This is a genomic window from Erwinia sp. QL-Z3 (assembly GCF_004551645.1).
Classification (GTDB): Bacteria; Pseudomonadota; Gammaproteobacteria; order Enterobacterales; family Enterobacteriaceae; genus Erwinia; species Erwinia billingiae.
The window spans coordinates 15,298-29,880 of the sequence record NZ_CP037949.1 but is presented as its reverse complement, the minus strand read 5'-3'; the positions used below and the strand labels follow the sequence as shown (position 1 = coordinate 29,880).

Sequence of the window (14,583 nt, the reverse complement as noted above, 5' to 3'; positions counted from 1 at the left end):
TCAGGGCAACCTGATTGCTTTGTTTATTTATAAGTTTACTGTTTAATAGTTTCAGTTTAGATGCTAAATTAATCATTATTTTTCAGTTGGTTAGATAGTTATATGTGGAGTGATTTCCAGCGTGAAGTGGAGAAGTTTTCTGTTACAAGTGGAACTATTTTCTGCTACACGTGGAATATTTTTCTGCTTAATGAGGATCTTTTTCCTGTGGAGTAAATGTCTAAGAATCATAGGATTAAAGGTCTAACATCTAATTCGATCTTTTATGGATCCTGAATCAATGCGGTCTAATGCTTTGTCAAAACGTAATGTGGAATGATTTTCTGAAGAAAATGAGTTACCCATACAATACAAGCGTGCTCAACTTCAACCAAATGCACATGAGAATTGACTCGACTGGTTCAGTGTGGAAGTATTAATAAAAAATCCACGGTTGAGGCAAGATGGAAAACAAAAAACTAACAGTGGTACAGGGCAACGAACTTCTTGAAGGCGCCTACAGCGTCACACTGGATGAAATGCGTTTACTGAATCTCGCACTGGCTCAAATCGACAGTCGTCGTCCTCAACCTGATATCCTTTACAAACTCTATCCTAAGGATTTCCAGCGCATCTTCAATGTTAATCCTACCAGTAGCCACGTTCAGCTCAGGACGGCAGCTGAGAGTTTGATGAAAAAACCAGTCACTGTTTACAAGCGCGATTCACGTTCAAATAAGGTTAAGACGGTGCAGTTAGCCTGGTTTTCACGTCTTGAATATATCAACGATGACGATCAGAGCGCTGTAGTCGTGCGTTTTGGTCAGGATGTCGCACCATATCTTTATGAACTTAAAGAAAGTTTTACCCAGATGAACTTTTCTAGTTTGGCAAAGCTAGATACCCCTTTTTCAGTACGCCTCTATGGATGGTTGATTAAATCCAGGCATCTCAGCGGCTACAAACAAAATGGCGTAATTGAAGTTACATTAACTTTGGAGTGGATGCGCGAAAAGGCTGGCCTGGTGGGAAAGTATGCTGATTATCGTGATTTCAGGCAGAAACTTCTTCAGCCAACCATCGATCGTATAAATGCCAATACCGACATTTCAGTCATCTGGGAACCTGTCAAAGCTGGCCGAACCGTAACCGCAATCAAATTCACTTACGCAGATGAGGCGAGTCCAGAGGTATCCAAGCCAGTTCGTCCTCGTTTACCTCGTAGGCCCCGAGCTGTTAAAGGGTCCGATCTGGAAGGGCGCTGGGCCAGAAAGTGCATTGCGTTAATGACTGACTGGATAGGGAAACTCCAGGAATATGACACTTCTTGTAAAGTTCCTGTAGCAGATATGCGTAAATTAGCGGATTGGTACATCGTTACCGGCGATAAGCAAAACAGTAAACGCGTTTCTGCAGAAATAAGTGCCAGGAAACGTAAGTAGAAAACTTTTCAGGAAATTACTCCACATTAGCTGGAAAGCGTTAGTCGCTGACACCCACCAGTATCGTGACGCATGATTTTTTCACCTGAATTGACCTGCCCCCAGGATTAGATACAACCTTCAGTTAGTAATGTCAGTTGGTTTTTCTTCATATTTCCCGTTTCGCCAGCCCGCTGCAAATTCAGCCGGCGTCAGGTAATTCAGCGATGAATGTGGTCGACATTCGTTATAATCCTGCCGCCAGTCATTAATGATTTCCCGGGCATGTAGAATATCGCAGAACCAGTGTTCGTTCAGGCATTCATCCCGAAAGCGGCCATTGAAACTCTCAATAAATCCGTTCTGCGTTGGCTTGCCCGGCTGGATTAAGCGCAACTCAACACCATGTTCAAAGGCCCATTGATCGAGCGCGCGGCAGGTAAATTCCGGGCCCTGATCAGTTCTTATCGTTGCAGGATAGCCACGAAACAGCGCAATGCTGTCCAGAATACGTGTCACCTGAACGCCTGTAATCCCGAATGCCGTGGTGATCGTCAGACACTCCTTCGTAAAATCATCCACGCAGGTCAGACACTTAATCCTGCGGCCGCTGGCAAGTGCATCCATGACAAAATCCATCGACCATGTCAGGTTTGGCGCATCCGGGCGAATAAACGGAAGCCGCTCAGTCGCCAGCCCCTTGCTGCGTCGCCTGCGCTTTACACTCAGGCCGTTGAGATGATAGATGCGGTATACCCGCTTGTGGTTGACGTGAAGGCCCTCCCGACGCAGTAGTTGCCAGATGCGCCGGTAACCAAAGCGGCGGCGCTCAAGTGCCAGCTCTGTGATGCGTAGAGACAGCTGCGCGTCAGCAGCCGGACGCTGAGCCGAATAACGGCAAGTCGACAGGGACAACCCTGCCAGCCTGCAGGCACGACGTTGCGACAGACCTGCGGCCTCACACATGACTTCCACTGCTTCCCGCTTCTGGTCTGTCGTCAGAAGAACTTTCGGGCAAGAGCCACCTGAAGCGCCTCCTTATCCAGCATGGCTTCAGCGAGCAGCTTCTTGAGGCGGGCGTTCTCCTCTTCAAGCGACTTGAGCCGCTTCACTTCAGGGACTTCCATGCCACCAAACTTCTTGCGCCAGGTGTAAAACGTGGCATCGGAAATGGCGTGCTTACTGCAGAGCTCACGGGTAGAAACTCCGGCTTCGGCCTCGCGGAGAATACTGATGATCTGTTCGTCGGAAAAACGCTTCTTCATGGGGATGTCCTCATGTTGCTTATGAAGACATTACTAACATCGCGGTGTGTTAATCAGCGGGGAGCAGGTCACTTGCCATTGGCTACGTCTCCTAAAGACGCAGTGTATATTTTAGGAAATATTCAATAAAATGAAGACATCATTTTCTCTGGAGTGTATATCCAAATTATAAGCAACCAATAAATATTTCTATGGTTTGTTAACGTTTTTGGGTGGCGGGTTTTTCTGAAATTAAGTTAACGACGGCCAGACTTTCCAAAATTGCATTTATTGGACGATCAATAGACATAGGATGTGATTCAGGTCATTTCTTGTATCTGCTTTTGAAAATCACCAAGACTATCAATCGACCGGTCATTATTATCTATTTTCTTTCAACCAACAAATTGATGATCTTCAATCGTGAAGGTAGCGCCCGCAGAATTTTTTGACGATGGAAGGGGGCGAGTTTACGCCATTCGCGTGCTTCCTGTAGTGTCCGGCCGCAGCCGTGGCACCAACCCTCTGGATTGCTGAAATTACAGGCATCAGTGCAGGGTGACTTTATGGACATTACCTCTCCTGGGATAAATTGTTAAAGGTGAACCTTAGTAATTCACCGAAATTTTAGTAAAATGCATAATAGATGTGAGAACACCTAAGGCTTAGTTAAACAGAATCAGTCAGGATTGTAAGTTATTATATTTAGGCATATTGAATATTCATGGACCCTTTGTCGGTCCGGTTAACCTTAGCATCAACTTTCCACGTTTTTTGAATCAGTTCTGGAGTAAGCACAGCAGCAGGCTCTCCTGTGGCCACCACCTGACCTTCCTTTAGAACTACAAGATGTTGACAATATTTCGCTGCCAAGTTTAAGTCGTGCAATGCCACAATGACAGTAACTGGAAGCGAGGAAATCAGTCGCATTAACTCAAGCTGAAACTGAATATCCAGATGATTAATCGGTTCGTCCAGTAGCAGAATATCCGGCTGCTGGGAAAGCGCACGGGCTATCTGGCACCGTTGACGTTCCCCCCCTGATAACCTCTGCCATGGCCTGCCAGCCAAATGTTTAAGCTTCATCAGCGAAAGGGCATGTTGCACAGCATCCTGATCGGACTGACGCCATGAGCTAAACGCACTGCGATATGGAGACCGTCCGAGACGGACAATTTCAGCTACTGTTAATTCTGACTCAGTCTCAGAATGCTGTGGCACAAAAGCAAGTGTACGGGAAAGCTGGCGTCGGCTCAGATCTCCTGTCGGCCTACCGCCAATTTTTACACCTTCGTAAGCGCAAGGTATAACACCTGCCATTGCTCGAATTAGTGTAGATTTTCCTGACCCATTAGGACCTAGCAGGCCTACCGTTTGCGACCGCTGCGCGACAAAACTGATTCCAGACAATACACAGCGTGCCTGAAGCGATACGTTCAGTTTATCCCCCATCACATGCATGATTATTTCTCTCGGTTGCGATAAAGAATTAGGGCAAAAACGGGTGCACCGACCAAAGCCGTCACCACGCCAATCGGCAGTACCTGGTGGCTTATCAAGGTACGAGATACGAGGTCAGCAAGGATCATAAAGTAGCATCCAGCGAGAAACGTAACAGGTATGCTTATTAGATGGCGATGCCCAGTGAGCATGCGTGTAATGTGAGGGATGACCAATCCTACAAAGCCAACAGCACCTATGGAACTCACTATCACTGCCGTCATCAACGCTGTGACCAGTAATAAAATAATGCGCACCAGTAACACCCGCGTACCGAGCGTTGCGGATACCTCAGCACCAAAAGTGAAAGTATCCATCGAGCGGGCATAGCAGATCACAATCAGTAGCCCAATTGCCGTGACAGCAGAGCACAGTATGGCATCGGGCCATCGCACTCCGCTAAGACTACCAAGAAGCCAGAACATAACGCCACGTGACTGTTCTGCATTAGCTGAGGTACTAACAATGTAAGATGTCAGGGCGTTAAACAGTTGTGTACCGGCGATACCGGCTAATATGATACGGCCTGCATTTTCACGCATACCACCGGATAACAGCGCAACTAAGCCAAATGCGATGCAGGCACCGCTAAAGGCCCCAACGCCCACAGTGATGGCACCACTCCCGAGCCCGAGCAACATCACGCTGACGGCACCGGTAGAGGCGCCGGCTGAAATACCCAATAAATAAGGATCGGCAAGCGGATTACGTAACATCGACTGCAATACCAGCCCACATAATGCCAAGCCCCCACCGCTACTGGCCGCCATTAGTGCACGACTCATGCGATATTGCCATACGATTCCCGCTTCCACAGCGGGCAAATCGTAGTGCGTTATTCCAATGCCGTTGGTTATGGCACGTGTGCTAGTCATAAAATTAACTGGCATCTCACCGGAAGTCGCAGCAAGTATCATCATCAATGGCAGACTGAGGAGACCGACCAGAATGATCAGGCCGGTTCGCCAGTAAAAAACAGATTTATTCTTCATCAATGGGATTTGAAAGTATTAATCTGTTGGCCAATCAGTTCCACTGCCTCAACGTTACGCAAAGACGGGTTAAGAGACATGGCTGGTACCACTACGATATGACCATTTTTAACTGCGGGCATCTCCCGAGTAACGGGATCGGTTTCCAGGAAAGATTTTTTAACTGCCACATCATCAGCTGGGTAAAGCCTTCTGTCCATTCTGGCAATGACAATGATATCTGGCTGTGCCTGAACAATATGTTCCCATGTAACAGCTGGCCACTCTTCATCAGAATCAATGATATTGGACAGGCCCAGAGTATGGTTTATCCATCCCGGCGCACCTTTGCTACCCGCTACCCAAGGATCGCCTTTTAGGCTGGTACTCGAAAACCAGTAAACGACTTTCAACGGCGTTGAACGATGCACACTGGCGTGTTCTTTAGCAGCGTTAATACGTTCGGACACACTCTGTTTCAACGCTTCTCCTCGTTGCGGTACATCAAAAATACGCGCAAGAGTCGTAATTTCATTAAGGATGATGTTCATTGAATAAGGTGCGGAGCGCGCTCCATCACCGTTTGAGGTTGCAGTAACTGATTTATCTGTACAATCAGCCGATGAAATCCAGGTTTTGATACCGAGTTGTTCAAACTGCTGACGCGTGGCGACTTCTCCCTGGGGCCCTACATGCCAGCTGTATTGAGCGAGAACAAGTTCTGGGCGCTGTGCAACAACGGCTTCGAATCCTGGCGCATTATCTGCCAGCCGCTTCAGTTTACTCCCTTGTTGTTTCAAATCGTCTGGTAAGGGGCCAAACCAGACAGACGTGCCTGTAATATTCTTACTGAGCCCTAGCGCCAACAATAGTTCAGTTTCGTGCTGACCAATTGTCACAACGCGAGAAGGAGCGTGTTCAAACGTTTCTTTTACTCCGCAGTTCTCTACAGTCAAAGGATAGTTGCCAGCATTTGCGCATGATACGTAAAGTGATAGCATTGATGAGGCGATTAGTTGAGCAGTTTTTTTCATTATCAAATTTAATGGTTATGTTATAACATAACAATATGCCAATTTGTCGTTTCCTTGTCAATCCGTATGGATCCTTTGTAATGATCTTACGTCTGCGCTTGCTGAAGATGTCGCTAACGTAGAGGCAGAAAATTTTCGTATCTGAGTTACTTCACGCCCCGCGTTGCCTTGGTTTGGCTTGGTTAGGTTTGGTTTGGTCAAAAAACGGATTTTGGCGGGTTCGTGATGAACTTGTTTTCAAATTCTGGGCGGAACAGAAGTTTTGAGTGGTCTAACGGATGTGTTTCAACTTTAAAATTTGTAGCATCTTTATCAGAAAGCTCTTCACAGGAAGACATTTAAGAATAAACAATGATTTAAATTGCTAAATTATTCAAACAAAAACTGTTCGCATAATATTGATTATGTTAAATTTAACATCATTACCATGCCTTTACGTCTTACATTTCCTAATTTAAAGCTATTTCTTGAACGAAACTTTTAGTTTAAGTCACTTCACAAAAACCCCACCTATCAAGATATTGTGGGCAACGGAAACTGGTTATTACTTCAGTTGGTATAAAGGTCACTGCCCGTAAGCAGGCGGAGCCGGCGACCGTCAAACAAGCTCATCAGAGACGAAATCCATGCCCCAGAGGTGGTTTGGCCAGAGCCACCTTAGGCTATGGGTGAATTTTAAGTGAGGTATTTATTGTGGGGCGAACGTTTGTGCCAAAGCTACAACCCCCTGCTCACGTAAGAAGGATAAATGGGTTTATGATTATCACGCAAGCCCTCCCGTGTTAGCAAAACTTGTATCGTGGGGTAACCTTAGTGAAGAAGAGTTTCGGCAATTTCCTTGATGCGCAGGCGCAGCGCACCGTCATCTGCCGCAACGGAGCGGAACCGGAACGAGCTGCGGCTGACCCGCAGCGCAAAACAGACCTGTCTCTCACTGGCGCCGTAGCGGACTTGCAAATCCCTGACCCATTCGCGCAGACGTGCCAGCGTCAGCTCTTTTTTGCCAGTACGTCCTGCAGCATCGCCTTGTCGAGGCTCAGATCGGCAACCAGCCTCTTCAGCCGCAGATTTTCCTCTTCAAGCTGCCGCATATGTTTCAGTTCTGAAGGAGAAATCCCGCCATACTTTTTGCGCCAGGTGTAGAACGTGGCGTCGGAGATGCCCAGCTTGCGGCAGACTTCCGGTACGGCCGTACCCAGCTCAGCCTGCTTAAGGGCAAAGACAATCTGCTCTTCGGTGAATCGTGACTTTTTCATCGGCACCACCTCCGTTCAGGGGAGTGTTTATCATGCCGGAATTCTGTTTCTGAATGGAGCAGGATTTTGGGGTAGGGTCACCACGTTAACGGTCACCTGCGTCCATCAAGAATCGTATGCCGAGCTGGTAGGATTAGGTGAAACAGGCCCCGGTAGAATAGCCAGACTACACATTTTTTTGAATGATTATCATTTAATGATAATCAACAATGGAATTTATGAGTAGTATAGGGCTCGCAGACGTTCCCTGACCTTCATTCTAAGAGACTCTAGTGCCTGCTTTCGACAAGTATTACACTGAACTATATCGGTTTATACACCGGAAGCTTCGTGACCGTGAACATGCAGAAGACATGGCTCAGGAAACGTTTATACGGGCATTGACTGTCACCCAACCTGTTCGATCTCGTCGAAGCCTACTGTACAGCATTGCCCGCAATTTAATTATCGATCACTATCGTCGCCCGGTTCTCTCTTCCACCTGCGACGCAGAATACAGCGACAGCGAACATTTTTTTGCCCCATCCCATTTGCAACCCTACGAATTAATAGAAGAAAATCAGTATACTGAGCTGATGACCAAAACAATCAAGGACTTGCCCCCGCGGTGCCGTGAAGCCTTTGTCTTACACCGTTTCAACGGTCACTCTCAAAAGAGCGTCGCCATCCACATGGGAATTTCAGTCAATATGGTCGAGAAACATATTATTCGAGCCATGATGGCTTGCCGCAATAGTCACGCCCTCTGGATGCAGCAGCACACCGACGAAAGGCGTAAGAAGGCTCATGACCATGATGAATAGCGAGAGGGATGCTAAACGATCTGCAGATGAACAGGCCGCCCGCTGGCTAACAAAACAGCAGGCAGGGTTATCTGCCAGTCAACAACGCGAATTCGCAGAATGGTTATCACTGAGTGAAAACGCCAACCGCTATCGATTCATGCAACAGTTATGGCAGCAGGTCGGCGATTTGCCGAAGGATAGCGTCACGTTATTGCGGGCTTCGATACCGGCCACGCCGCGAAAAACCGTATCACACCTCATCTGGCATAAAGCTTGTGTCGCCACTGTCCTTTGTCTGGTGCTGTTATGGCCTGCTTGGCAGTGGCTCTCCCCGCCGCTGATGACCACTCAGTTGCACACCAGTCCCGGAGGATCCCAACAGTTCACCCTGCCTGATGGAACCGTACTCAGTCTGGATGCCGATACCCAGTTACAGGTGGCCTATTATCAACAGCGGCGTGAAGTCAGGCTCAGCAAAGGCCAGGTCTATTTTCAGGTCAAACACCTTCAAGATAAGCCGTTTGTGGTGCTGAGTGGTCCTTCCCGTGTGACGGTATTAGGCACGAGTTTCAGCGTCCGCTATATCCCGCAGTCGATGAGTGGTGATGGCGTAGAGGTGGCAGTTAGGAGTGGCTCGGTGCGCATCGGGGCCCGTTCATGGTTACAGAATATGCGATGGAGGGCATTGGCTTCGCTGAATTTGATGGCTTACGACCACCATTTGATGGTGCTGCATGCCACACAGCGGGCCACCGCCGATGCTCACGGTAATCTGACTCGTCAACTTCCGATTGCACTGGACAACATCGCCGAGTGGCGCCAGGCGCGTATTAATTTTAACAATACACCGCTCAACCTCGCGCTGGCTGAATTCTCTCGCTACGGCAATGTGCCTTTTCATTTGGCCTCATCTGACGTAGCCAACTTGCGCATCAGCGGCAGTTTCAATATTTATCGTCCTGACAGTTTTGTCGATGCCTTGCCCAAAGTATTACCGGTAAAACTGATCCCACAGGGCGATGAAACGCAGATCATCATTCGCTGATGGTTTGCGACAAAAGGCCGCCTGAAGAAAAAAGTAAAAATATTGAGGTGGTGACGTCAGGATTTTGTCAGCAGTAACGTCTTCAGAAAAGATAATGATTCTTATTTGATTTTTTTCTGGGAAAAATTGCATGATGACTTTTACTCTTTACCAACATACACGCGTGAAAACTGGGCTGGCAGCACTGGCATTTTGCCTCTGTTCGCCCGTTCAGGCAGTCGCTACCCTGCCGGTTTCACTTCCCTCCCAGCCCTTGATCAGCTCGCTCAATGCGCTGGCTCAATTGGCAGGCGTTCAGCTGATTGCTTCTCCTGATGCTATTGCCCAAAAGACAGCCCCTGCGCTGCAGGGAAACATGACGCTGGAAGGTGCGCTCAGCCAACTGCTGAGCGAAAGCGGTCTGGGTTTTAGCGTCGATAATGGCATCGTGGTCATCGCTCCTCTGCGTGCCGTATCAGATACCCTTACCGTCACCGGACTGTCTGATCCTTACGCCAGCGTTCCACAGCAAAGCAGTACCGCGACCAAAACCGATACGCAGTTGCTGGAAGTGCCTCAGTCTGTGTCAGTGGTGACTCGTGAAAGAATGGATCGGCAAAATGTGCAAAGCGTCACTGAAGCGCTGCGCTATGTACCGGGCGTAAAAACGGAAACCTACGGTGTTGATCCCAAAGGATATGACTGGATATACATTCGTGGTTTCAATGCGCTAACCACCAACGATTATCGCGACGGACTCCGCCAGTTAAACAACAGTTACAGTTACTTCCGTACTGAACCTTATGCACTGGAACGTATTGATATCGTGCGCGGTCCCTCATCAACGTTGTTTGGTCTTGGCGATGCAGGAGGCATTGTAAACCGCATCAGTAAACTGCCCTCCGCACAGGGCGTGCATGAGGTTGAAGTTGAACTGGGCAACTTCAACCGCCGTCAGGCTCAGTTTGATATGAGCGATAAAATCGACGATGACGGCCATTATCTTTATCGCATGATTGGTGTTGTGCGTGACAGCGACACGCAGTTCCAGTACCACGACGGGCCTGATGTCGAAGATAACCGTGTCTATCTCGCCCCCTCTCTTACCTGGCTGCCGAATTCTGATACCAGCCTGACCGTGCGTGCCGACTATCTGCGTGATACATCCGGTGGCACTGTCGCTGTCCTGACCAAACCAGGGGGTAAAGTCACTGATACGCTGCTGGGAGATTACAGTTTTAACCATTTCCGTCAGGAACAGTTCACCGTGGGGTATGAGTTGAGTCATCAGTTCAACGACACTTTCCAGTTACGTCAGAATGTGCGTTACGGCCAAACCGACACCGTTCTCAACAATCTCCTGCCAGGTGCGGTGAATTTTGATGCCGGGACCGTTTCGCGTAATGCGATTCGCTTTGATGAACACATGAACGCGTTCAACATCGATAACCAGTTACAGGCTGACTTCTCAACCGCATCAATTACTCACCGTCTGTTAACAGGCCTTGATTACAGTCGCCTTGAGGGCAATGCCAAACGCTTCGGTGCCGTCGCCCCGACCTTCAATATCTACAATCCGGTCTATGGCCTGAATATCGCCGATCCGAATTATGCACTGAACGACAATGACCAGACTACCGCGCAACTGGGCGTGTACATGCAGGACCAAATTTCACTGACGCCAAACTGGCTGCTTACCCTGGGCGGCCGCCACGATGAAATCAGTCTGCGCACGCAAAACAATCTAACTGAAAGTACCAGTTGGCTGGATCAAGGCGCATGGACCGGACGTGCCGGACTGACCTATCTGGCAGATAACGGTCTCGCACCCTATATCAGCTATGCTGAATCCTTTGTCCCTAACAGTGGAACTGACAGTCAGAACCGGACTTTTGACCCAAGCAAAGCACACCAGTACGAAGTCGGCGTGAAATACCAGCCAGACGCAAGTCTGCTGTTGACACTCGCCGCCTTTGATATCACCAAAAGCAATGTGCTAACCAATGAGATTGTGAATAGCGTCGTAACCGGTTATCAGGTCGCTTCTGGCGAAGTGCGTTCGCGCGGCGTGGAAACAGAAGCCACGATGAAACTTACGCAGAATCTGGATTTGCTGGCATCGTACACTTACACAGAAACGGAAATCACCGCCAGTAACAACGGCGATCGCGGTAAGCAGCAGGCTAACGTGCCGAAACATATGGCCTCAACCTGGCTGAACTACAGCTTCCATCAGGGCGTGCTGGACGGATTGCTGCTAAGTACCGGCGTGCGTTATGTGGGGAGTATGTACGGCGATAATGCTAATACAGTACCGGTGAAAAACTTCGCGCTGATTGATGCAGGTGCGAAATACCAGGTGAATCAACATGTCTCAGTCGGGTTTAACATTCAAAATCTGCTAAACCACGATTATGTCGGGACCTGTGACGAGGACACCAGCTGCTATCCAGGACAGGAGCGAACGTTTATTGGTTCGTTGAAATACAGCTTCTGATGTCAACTTTATTACTCAGCCGTCGTGACTGTCTGAGGGCGTTACTGGCTCTGCCGTTGCTCAATGCAGCGCCAGCGCCAGCCGCCACTCCTGCTCACCGTATTATCGCTATTAACTGGCTAGCGGCAGAAACACTTCTTTCACTTGGTATTATCCCTCTGGCGGTTTCTGACACGGGCTATTTTCGGCGTCGGATCGCTACCCCGGTTTTACCGGACGCGGTTCAGGATATTGGCCCTTACTGGGAACCCAATATGGAACAGATAAGCGCCCTGCAGCCTGAGCTGATCCTCAGTGATAATCTGGCGCCCGCAATCCTCGATAACCTGCAACGTATCGCCTCACTGCAAATCGTGTCGGTGTACCCTCCCTCAGGCCAACTTTGGCCGGCTTTACTGCACTTTATAGGTGATCTGGGGCAGTTACTGGGTATTGCCTCGAAAGCAGATCAAACCATTCAGACCTTTAGTCTGGCTATTGATCGCTGTAAACAGCAACTCACTCACGTCGCTGGGCAACGCATTCTGGTGGCCGTGCGCAGTCAGGATGGAAAATATGCCACGGTTTATGGTGCCAACAGCCTGCCGGATGCTCTTCTTTCACAGCTGGGGTTGCGCAATGCCTGGAGTTTACCTGTTGGTTCAATGGGAACAGCCAACGTAGGCATCGAAAAGCTGATGTCATTGCAGGCCGACTGCCTGTTTTATACTGAACTTCCTACAACTATGACGCGCGTTTCCCGGCTGCGTCAGCCGGAAGGACTCTGGCAACAGTTGCCACTGGTCAGTAGTGGGCGGGCCCATGAACTTGCGCACTTCTTCCCTTTTGGTGGTTTAGCCACCGCGCTCAATTTGGCGCAGCACATCACTGCGGCGCTCAAGGGGTCCAACTGAAATGCGTAAAATACCCCGATATGTTTTTCCGTGGCTTCTCATTCTTTTGCTGACTCTGCTTTGTCTCTTTCTGCTGCTCAGCAATCTGAGCCAAATCAGGTTAAGCAATCCACCTGCAACGGTCAGCCTTCTGTTGCAATACAGTTTTCTGCCGCGTCTGACTACCAGCGTAATCTCCGGGATGGCGCTGGCGCTGGCAGGTTTGATCTTTCAGCAAGTTTTGCGTAATCCCCTGGCAGAACCTGCGACGCTTGGCATCGCGGCTGGCGCGAATCTGGCCATGTCGGCCAGTATTATTGTGTTCCCCAGCCTGATGTTTATCGGACTCCCCAACCTGGCGCTGGCGGGCGCTGCACTGACTGCATTGATACTCTATCTTCTGATAGCCCGTCAGGGACTCGATCCACTTAAAGTTATCCTGACTGGAATGGTGATCAGCCTGTACGGGAACGCCATCACTACACTGATGGTGTTGTTCAACCATGATTATCTTAGTGATTTATACAACTGGCAAGCCGGGTCACTGAGCCAGAATGGCTGGCAGGCGATCCATTTTTTATTGTTGCCGATTGGGGTATTGATTGCAGTCAGCGCATTGCTGGCAAGACCACTTACTTTGCTCGGCCTCTCCGATCAAAGCGCCGGGGCGTTGGGTGTGTCGGTGATAAAAGTGAGGGTCGCCGCCCTTGCCATAGCCGTTGCTCTCAGTGCGTTGGTCACCAGCCAGGTCGGAATTTTGGGTTTTATTGGGCTGGCTGCTCCAGCATTGATCCGGCTGACAAACCTGAGAACCTTCACCCATCAGCTATTAGTGATTCCGCTACTGGGTGCAATACTACTGACGTTGATCGATCAACTCGCACAATTTCTTTCACCGGTTAGCGGTGATTTGCCGACTGGCGCGCTGTCAGGGCTGCTGAGCGTCCCTTTAATCCTGCTTTTGTTGTTCCGCCGACATCAACCGCAGATAAACCCGCCGCTTTTCAGTGCATCACCCGGAAGGCCATTGACGCTTGCACGTGTGTCAGGATTGCTGTTGCTCTTAGTGGGTAGCATCATTGTCTCTTTGTGGATTAATCACGCTCCTGACGGGGCCACATTTTGGACGTTGATTGAATGGCGTTGGCCGCGAATGGTCGGCGCACTCAGTGCCGGTGCGATGCTGGCCGTGGCGGGTGTCCTTATCCAGCGACAAAGCGGCAACCCACTGGCCAGCCCAGAATTACTCGGCATCAGTAGCGGGGCCTCGCTGATGGTGGTGTTGATGGTAACCCTGTTCAACCAGACCCTGGCGCAACTTTTTCCTGCTGCACTGGCAGGAAGTGCGCTGGCTACGTTACTGCTGTTTCTCTTCGGGTTGCGTTCACACTTCCAGCCGCAGTCCATGGTAATGATCGGTTTGTGTATGACTAACCTTAGCATGACATTGAGTATGCTTTTGCTGATGAGTGGCGATCCGCGTGCGATGATGTTGCTAAACTGGAGTACCGGTTCAACGTCAGGTATTACAGCAGACCGCGCGATGTGGGGGGCGGGACAGGCATTATTACTGATCCCTCTGGCCTTACTTTTAAAACGCTGGGTGCAAATACTGAGCCTTGGACATCACACGGCCCGGGGATTGGGGATTGGGCTTCGACGCAGCAATATCCTGATTTTACTCCTCGCGGCGGCGCTCACGGCTGGCGGAACACTTCTGATTGGCCCACTCAGTTTTGTCGGGCTCATTGCTCCGCAACTTGCCCGCTTCAGCGGCGCTTACCGGTTTCGCTCACAATGCCTGGTCGCAGCATTATTTGGCGCATTACTAATGATCTTTGCTGACTGGCTGGGGCGCAATATTGCCTGGCCGTGGCCAATTTCAGCAGGGTTGCTTTCCGCCTTGATTGGAGCACCTTGGTTTTTATGGCTGTTGCTGAGAGTGGAGAAAAGGTAAAAATAGCACAGTAGCCTCGCTCATCCTGCGTGGCTTTGAGCGA

At 49.5% G+C, this 14,583-nt stretch carries 11 protein-coding genes and 1 pseudogene; 6 read left to right on the top strand and 6 right to left on the bottom strand.

The features are described 5' to 3' along the window. Window positions 1–443: 443 nt before the first annotated feature. Complete coding sequence (locus E2F51_RS00140) at window positions 444–1,421, top strand: replication initiation protein (RefSeq protein WP_134822400.1); 978 nt, start codon at window positions 444–446, stop codon at window positions 1,419–1,421. Window positions 1,422–1,541: 120 nt separating this feature from the next. Here the strand turns inward: E2F51_RS00140 and E2F51_RS00135 are convergent. The 6 genes and pseudogenes from E2F51_RS00135 to E2F51_RS24250 all read right to left on the bottom strand — a co-directional run. Continuing rightward, window positions 1,542–2,665 (bottom strand): IS3 family transposase gene (locus E2F51_RS00135; protein ID WP_134822399.1). Its coding sequence is split into 2 segments (ribosomal slippage): window positions 1,542–2,405 and window positions 2,408–2,665, totalling 1,122 coding nucleotides; the frame shifts between segments, so codons are not numbered across the junction. 364 nt (window positions 2,666–3,029) lie between these two features. Continuing rightward, entirely contained in the window at window positions 3,030–3,218 is a 189-nt protein-coding gene (locus E2F51_RS00130; RefSeq protein ID WP_134822398.1) for a DUF1289 domain-containing protein, read from the bottom strand. 131 nt (window positions 3,219–3,349) lie between these two features. Continuing rightward, window positions 3,350–4,105, bottom strand: a complete 756-nt coding sequence (locus E2F51_RS00125; RefSeq protein WP_134822397.1) for an ABC transporter ATP-binding protein — start codon at window positions 4,103–4,105, stop codon at window positions 3,350–3,352. Window positions 4,106–4,107: 2 nt separating this feature from the next. Then, on the bottom strand, window positions 4,108–5,136 hold the full coding sequence (locus E2F51_RS00120; RefSeq protein ID WP_134822396.1) for an iron ABC transporter permease: 1,029 nt from the start codon (window positions 5,134–5,136) through the stop codon (window positions 4,108–4,110). Continuing rightward, entirely contained in the window at window positions 5,136–6,149 is a 1,014-nt protein-coding gene (locus tag E2F51_RS00115) for an ABC transporter substrate-binding protein (protein WP_209215438.1), read from the bottom strand. Before E2F51_RS00115 ends, E2F51_RS00120 begins: the two co-directional genes overlap by 1 nt. 555 nt (window positions 6,150–6,704) lie before the next feature. Beyond that, window positions 6,705–7,405: pseudogene (locus tag E2F51_RS24250) on the bottom strand (transposase); the annotation flags it as partial. A 272-nt stretch (window positions 7,406–7,677) separates the two neighbouring features. Between E2F51_RS24250 and E2F51_RS00100 the strand changes: the two are divergent. The 5 genes from E2F51_RS00100 (at window position 7,678) to fhuB (ending at window position 14,540) form a co-directional block, all read left to right on the top strand. After that, window positions 7,678–8,208, top strand: coding sequence for an RNA polymerase sigma factor (locus tag E2F51_RS00100; protein WP_041691799.1), 531 nt, complete (start codon window positions 7,678–7,680; stop codon window positions 8,206–8,208). Continuing rightward, on the top strand, window positions 8,192–9,235 hold the full coding sequence (locus tag E2F51_RS00095) for a FecR domain-containing protein (RefSeq protein WP_245174110.1): 1,044 nt from the start codon (window positions 8,192–8,194) through the stop codon (window positions 9,233–9,235). Before E2F51_RS00100 ends, E2F51_RS00095 begins: the two co-directional genes overlap by 17 nt. 130 nt (window positions 9,236–9,365) lie before the next feature. Further along, window positions 9,366–11,711 (top strand): TonB-dependent siderophore receptor, encoded by a 2,346-nt coding sequence (locus tag E2F51_RS00090; protein WP_134822392.1) that lies wholly within the window; start codon window positions 9,366–9,368, stop codon window positions 11,709–11,711. Window positions 11,712–11,767: 56 nt separating this feature from the next. Further along, window positions 11,768–12,604, top strand: a complete 837-nt coding sequence (locus E2F51_RS00085) for an ABC transporter substrate-binding protein (protein ID WP_245174109.1) — start codon at window positions 11,768–11,770, stop codon at window positions 12,602–12,604. A 1-nt stretch (window position 12,605) separates the two neighbouring features. Further along, a complete protein-coding gene (gene fhuB, locus E2F51_RS00080) occupies window positions 12,606–14,540 on the top strand; it encodes a Fe(3+)-hydroxamate ABC transporter permease FhuB (protein WP_134822390.1) in 1,935 nt (644 codons plus the stop codon). Window positions 14,541–14,583 lie beyond the last annotated feature (43 nt).

What these genes read in the sequence shown, in the direction of transcription:
- E2F51_RS00140 (WP_134822400.1), top strand. Translation starts at nt 444, where the DNA reads ATGGAAAACAAAAAACTAACAGTGGTACAGGGCAACGAACTTCTTGAA.
- E2F51_RS00130 (WP_134822398.1), bottom strand. Translation starts at nt 3,218, where the DNA reads ATGTCCATAAAGTCACCCTGCACTGATGCCTGTAATTTCAGCAATCCA.
- E2F51_RS00125 (WP_134822397.1), bottom strand. Translation starts at nt 4,105, where the DNA reads ATGCATGTGATGGGGGATAAACTGAACGTATCGCTTCAGGCACGCTGT.
- E2F51_RS00120 (WP_134822396.1), bottom strand. Translation starts at nt 5,136, where the DNA reads ATGAAGAATAAATCTGTTTTTTACTGGCGAACCGGCCTGATCATTCTG.
- E2F51_RS00115 (WP_209215438.1), bottom strand. Translation starts at nt 6,149, where the DNA reads ATGAAAAAAACTGCTCAACTAATCGCCTCATCAATGCTATCACTTTAC.
- E2F51_RS00095 (WP_245174110.1), top strand. Translation starts at nt 8,192, where the DNA reads ATGACCATGATGAATAGCGAGAGGGATGCTAAACGATCTGCAGATGAA.
- E2F51_RS00090 (WP_134822392.1), top strand. Translation starts at nt 9,366, where the DNA reads ATGATGACTTTTACTCTTTACCAACATACACGCGTGAAAACTGGGCTG.
- fhuB (WP_134822390.1), top strand. Translation starts at nt 12,606, where the DNA reads ATGCGTAAAATACCCCGATATGTTTTTCCGTGGCTTCTCATTCTTTTG.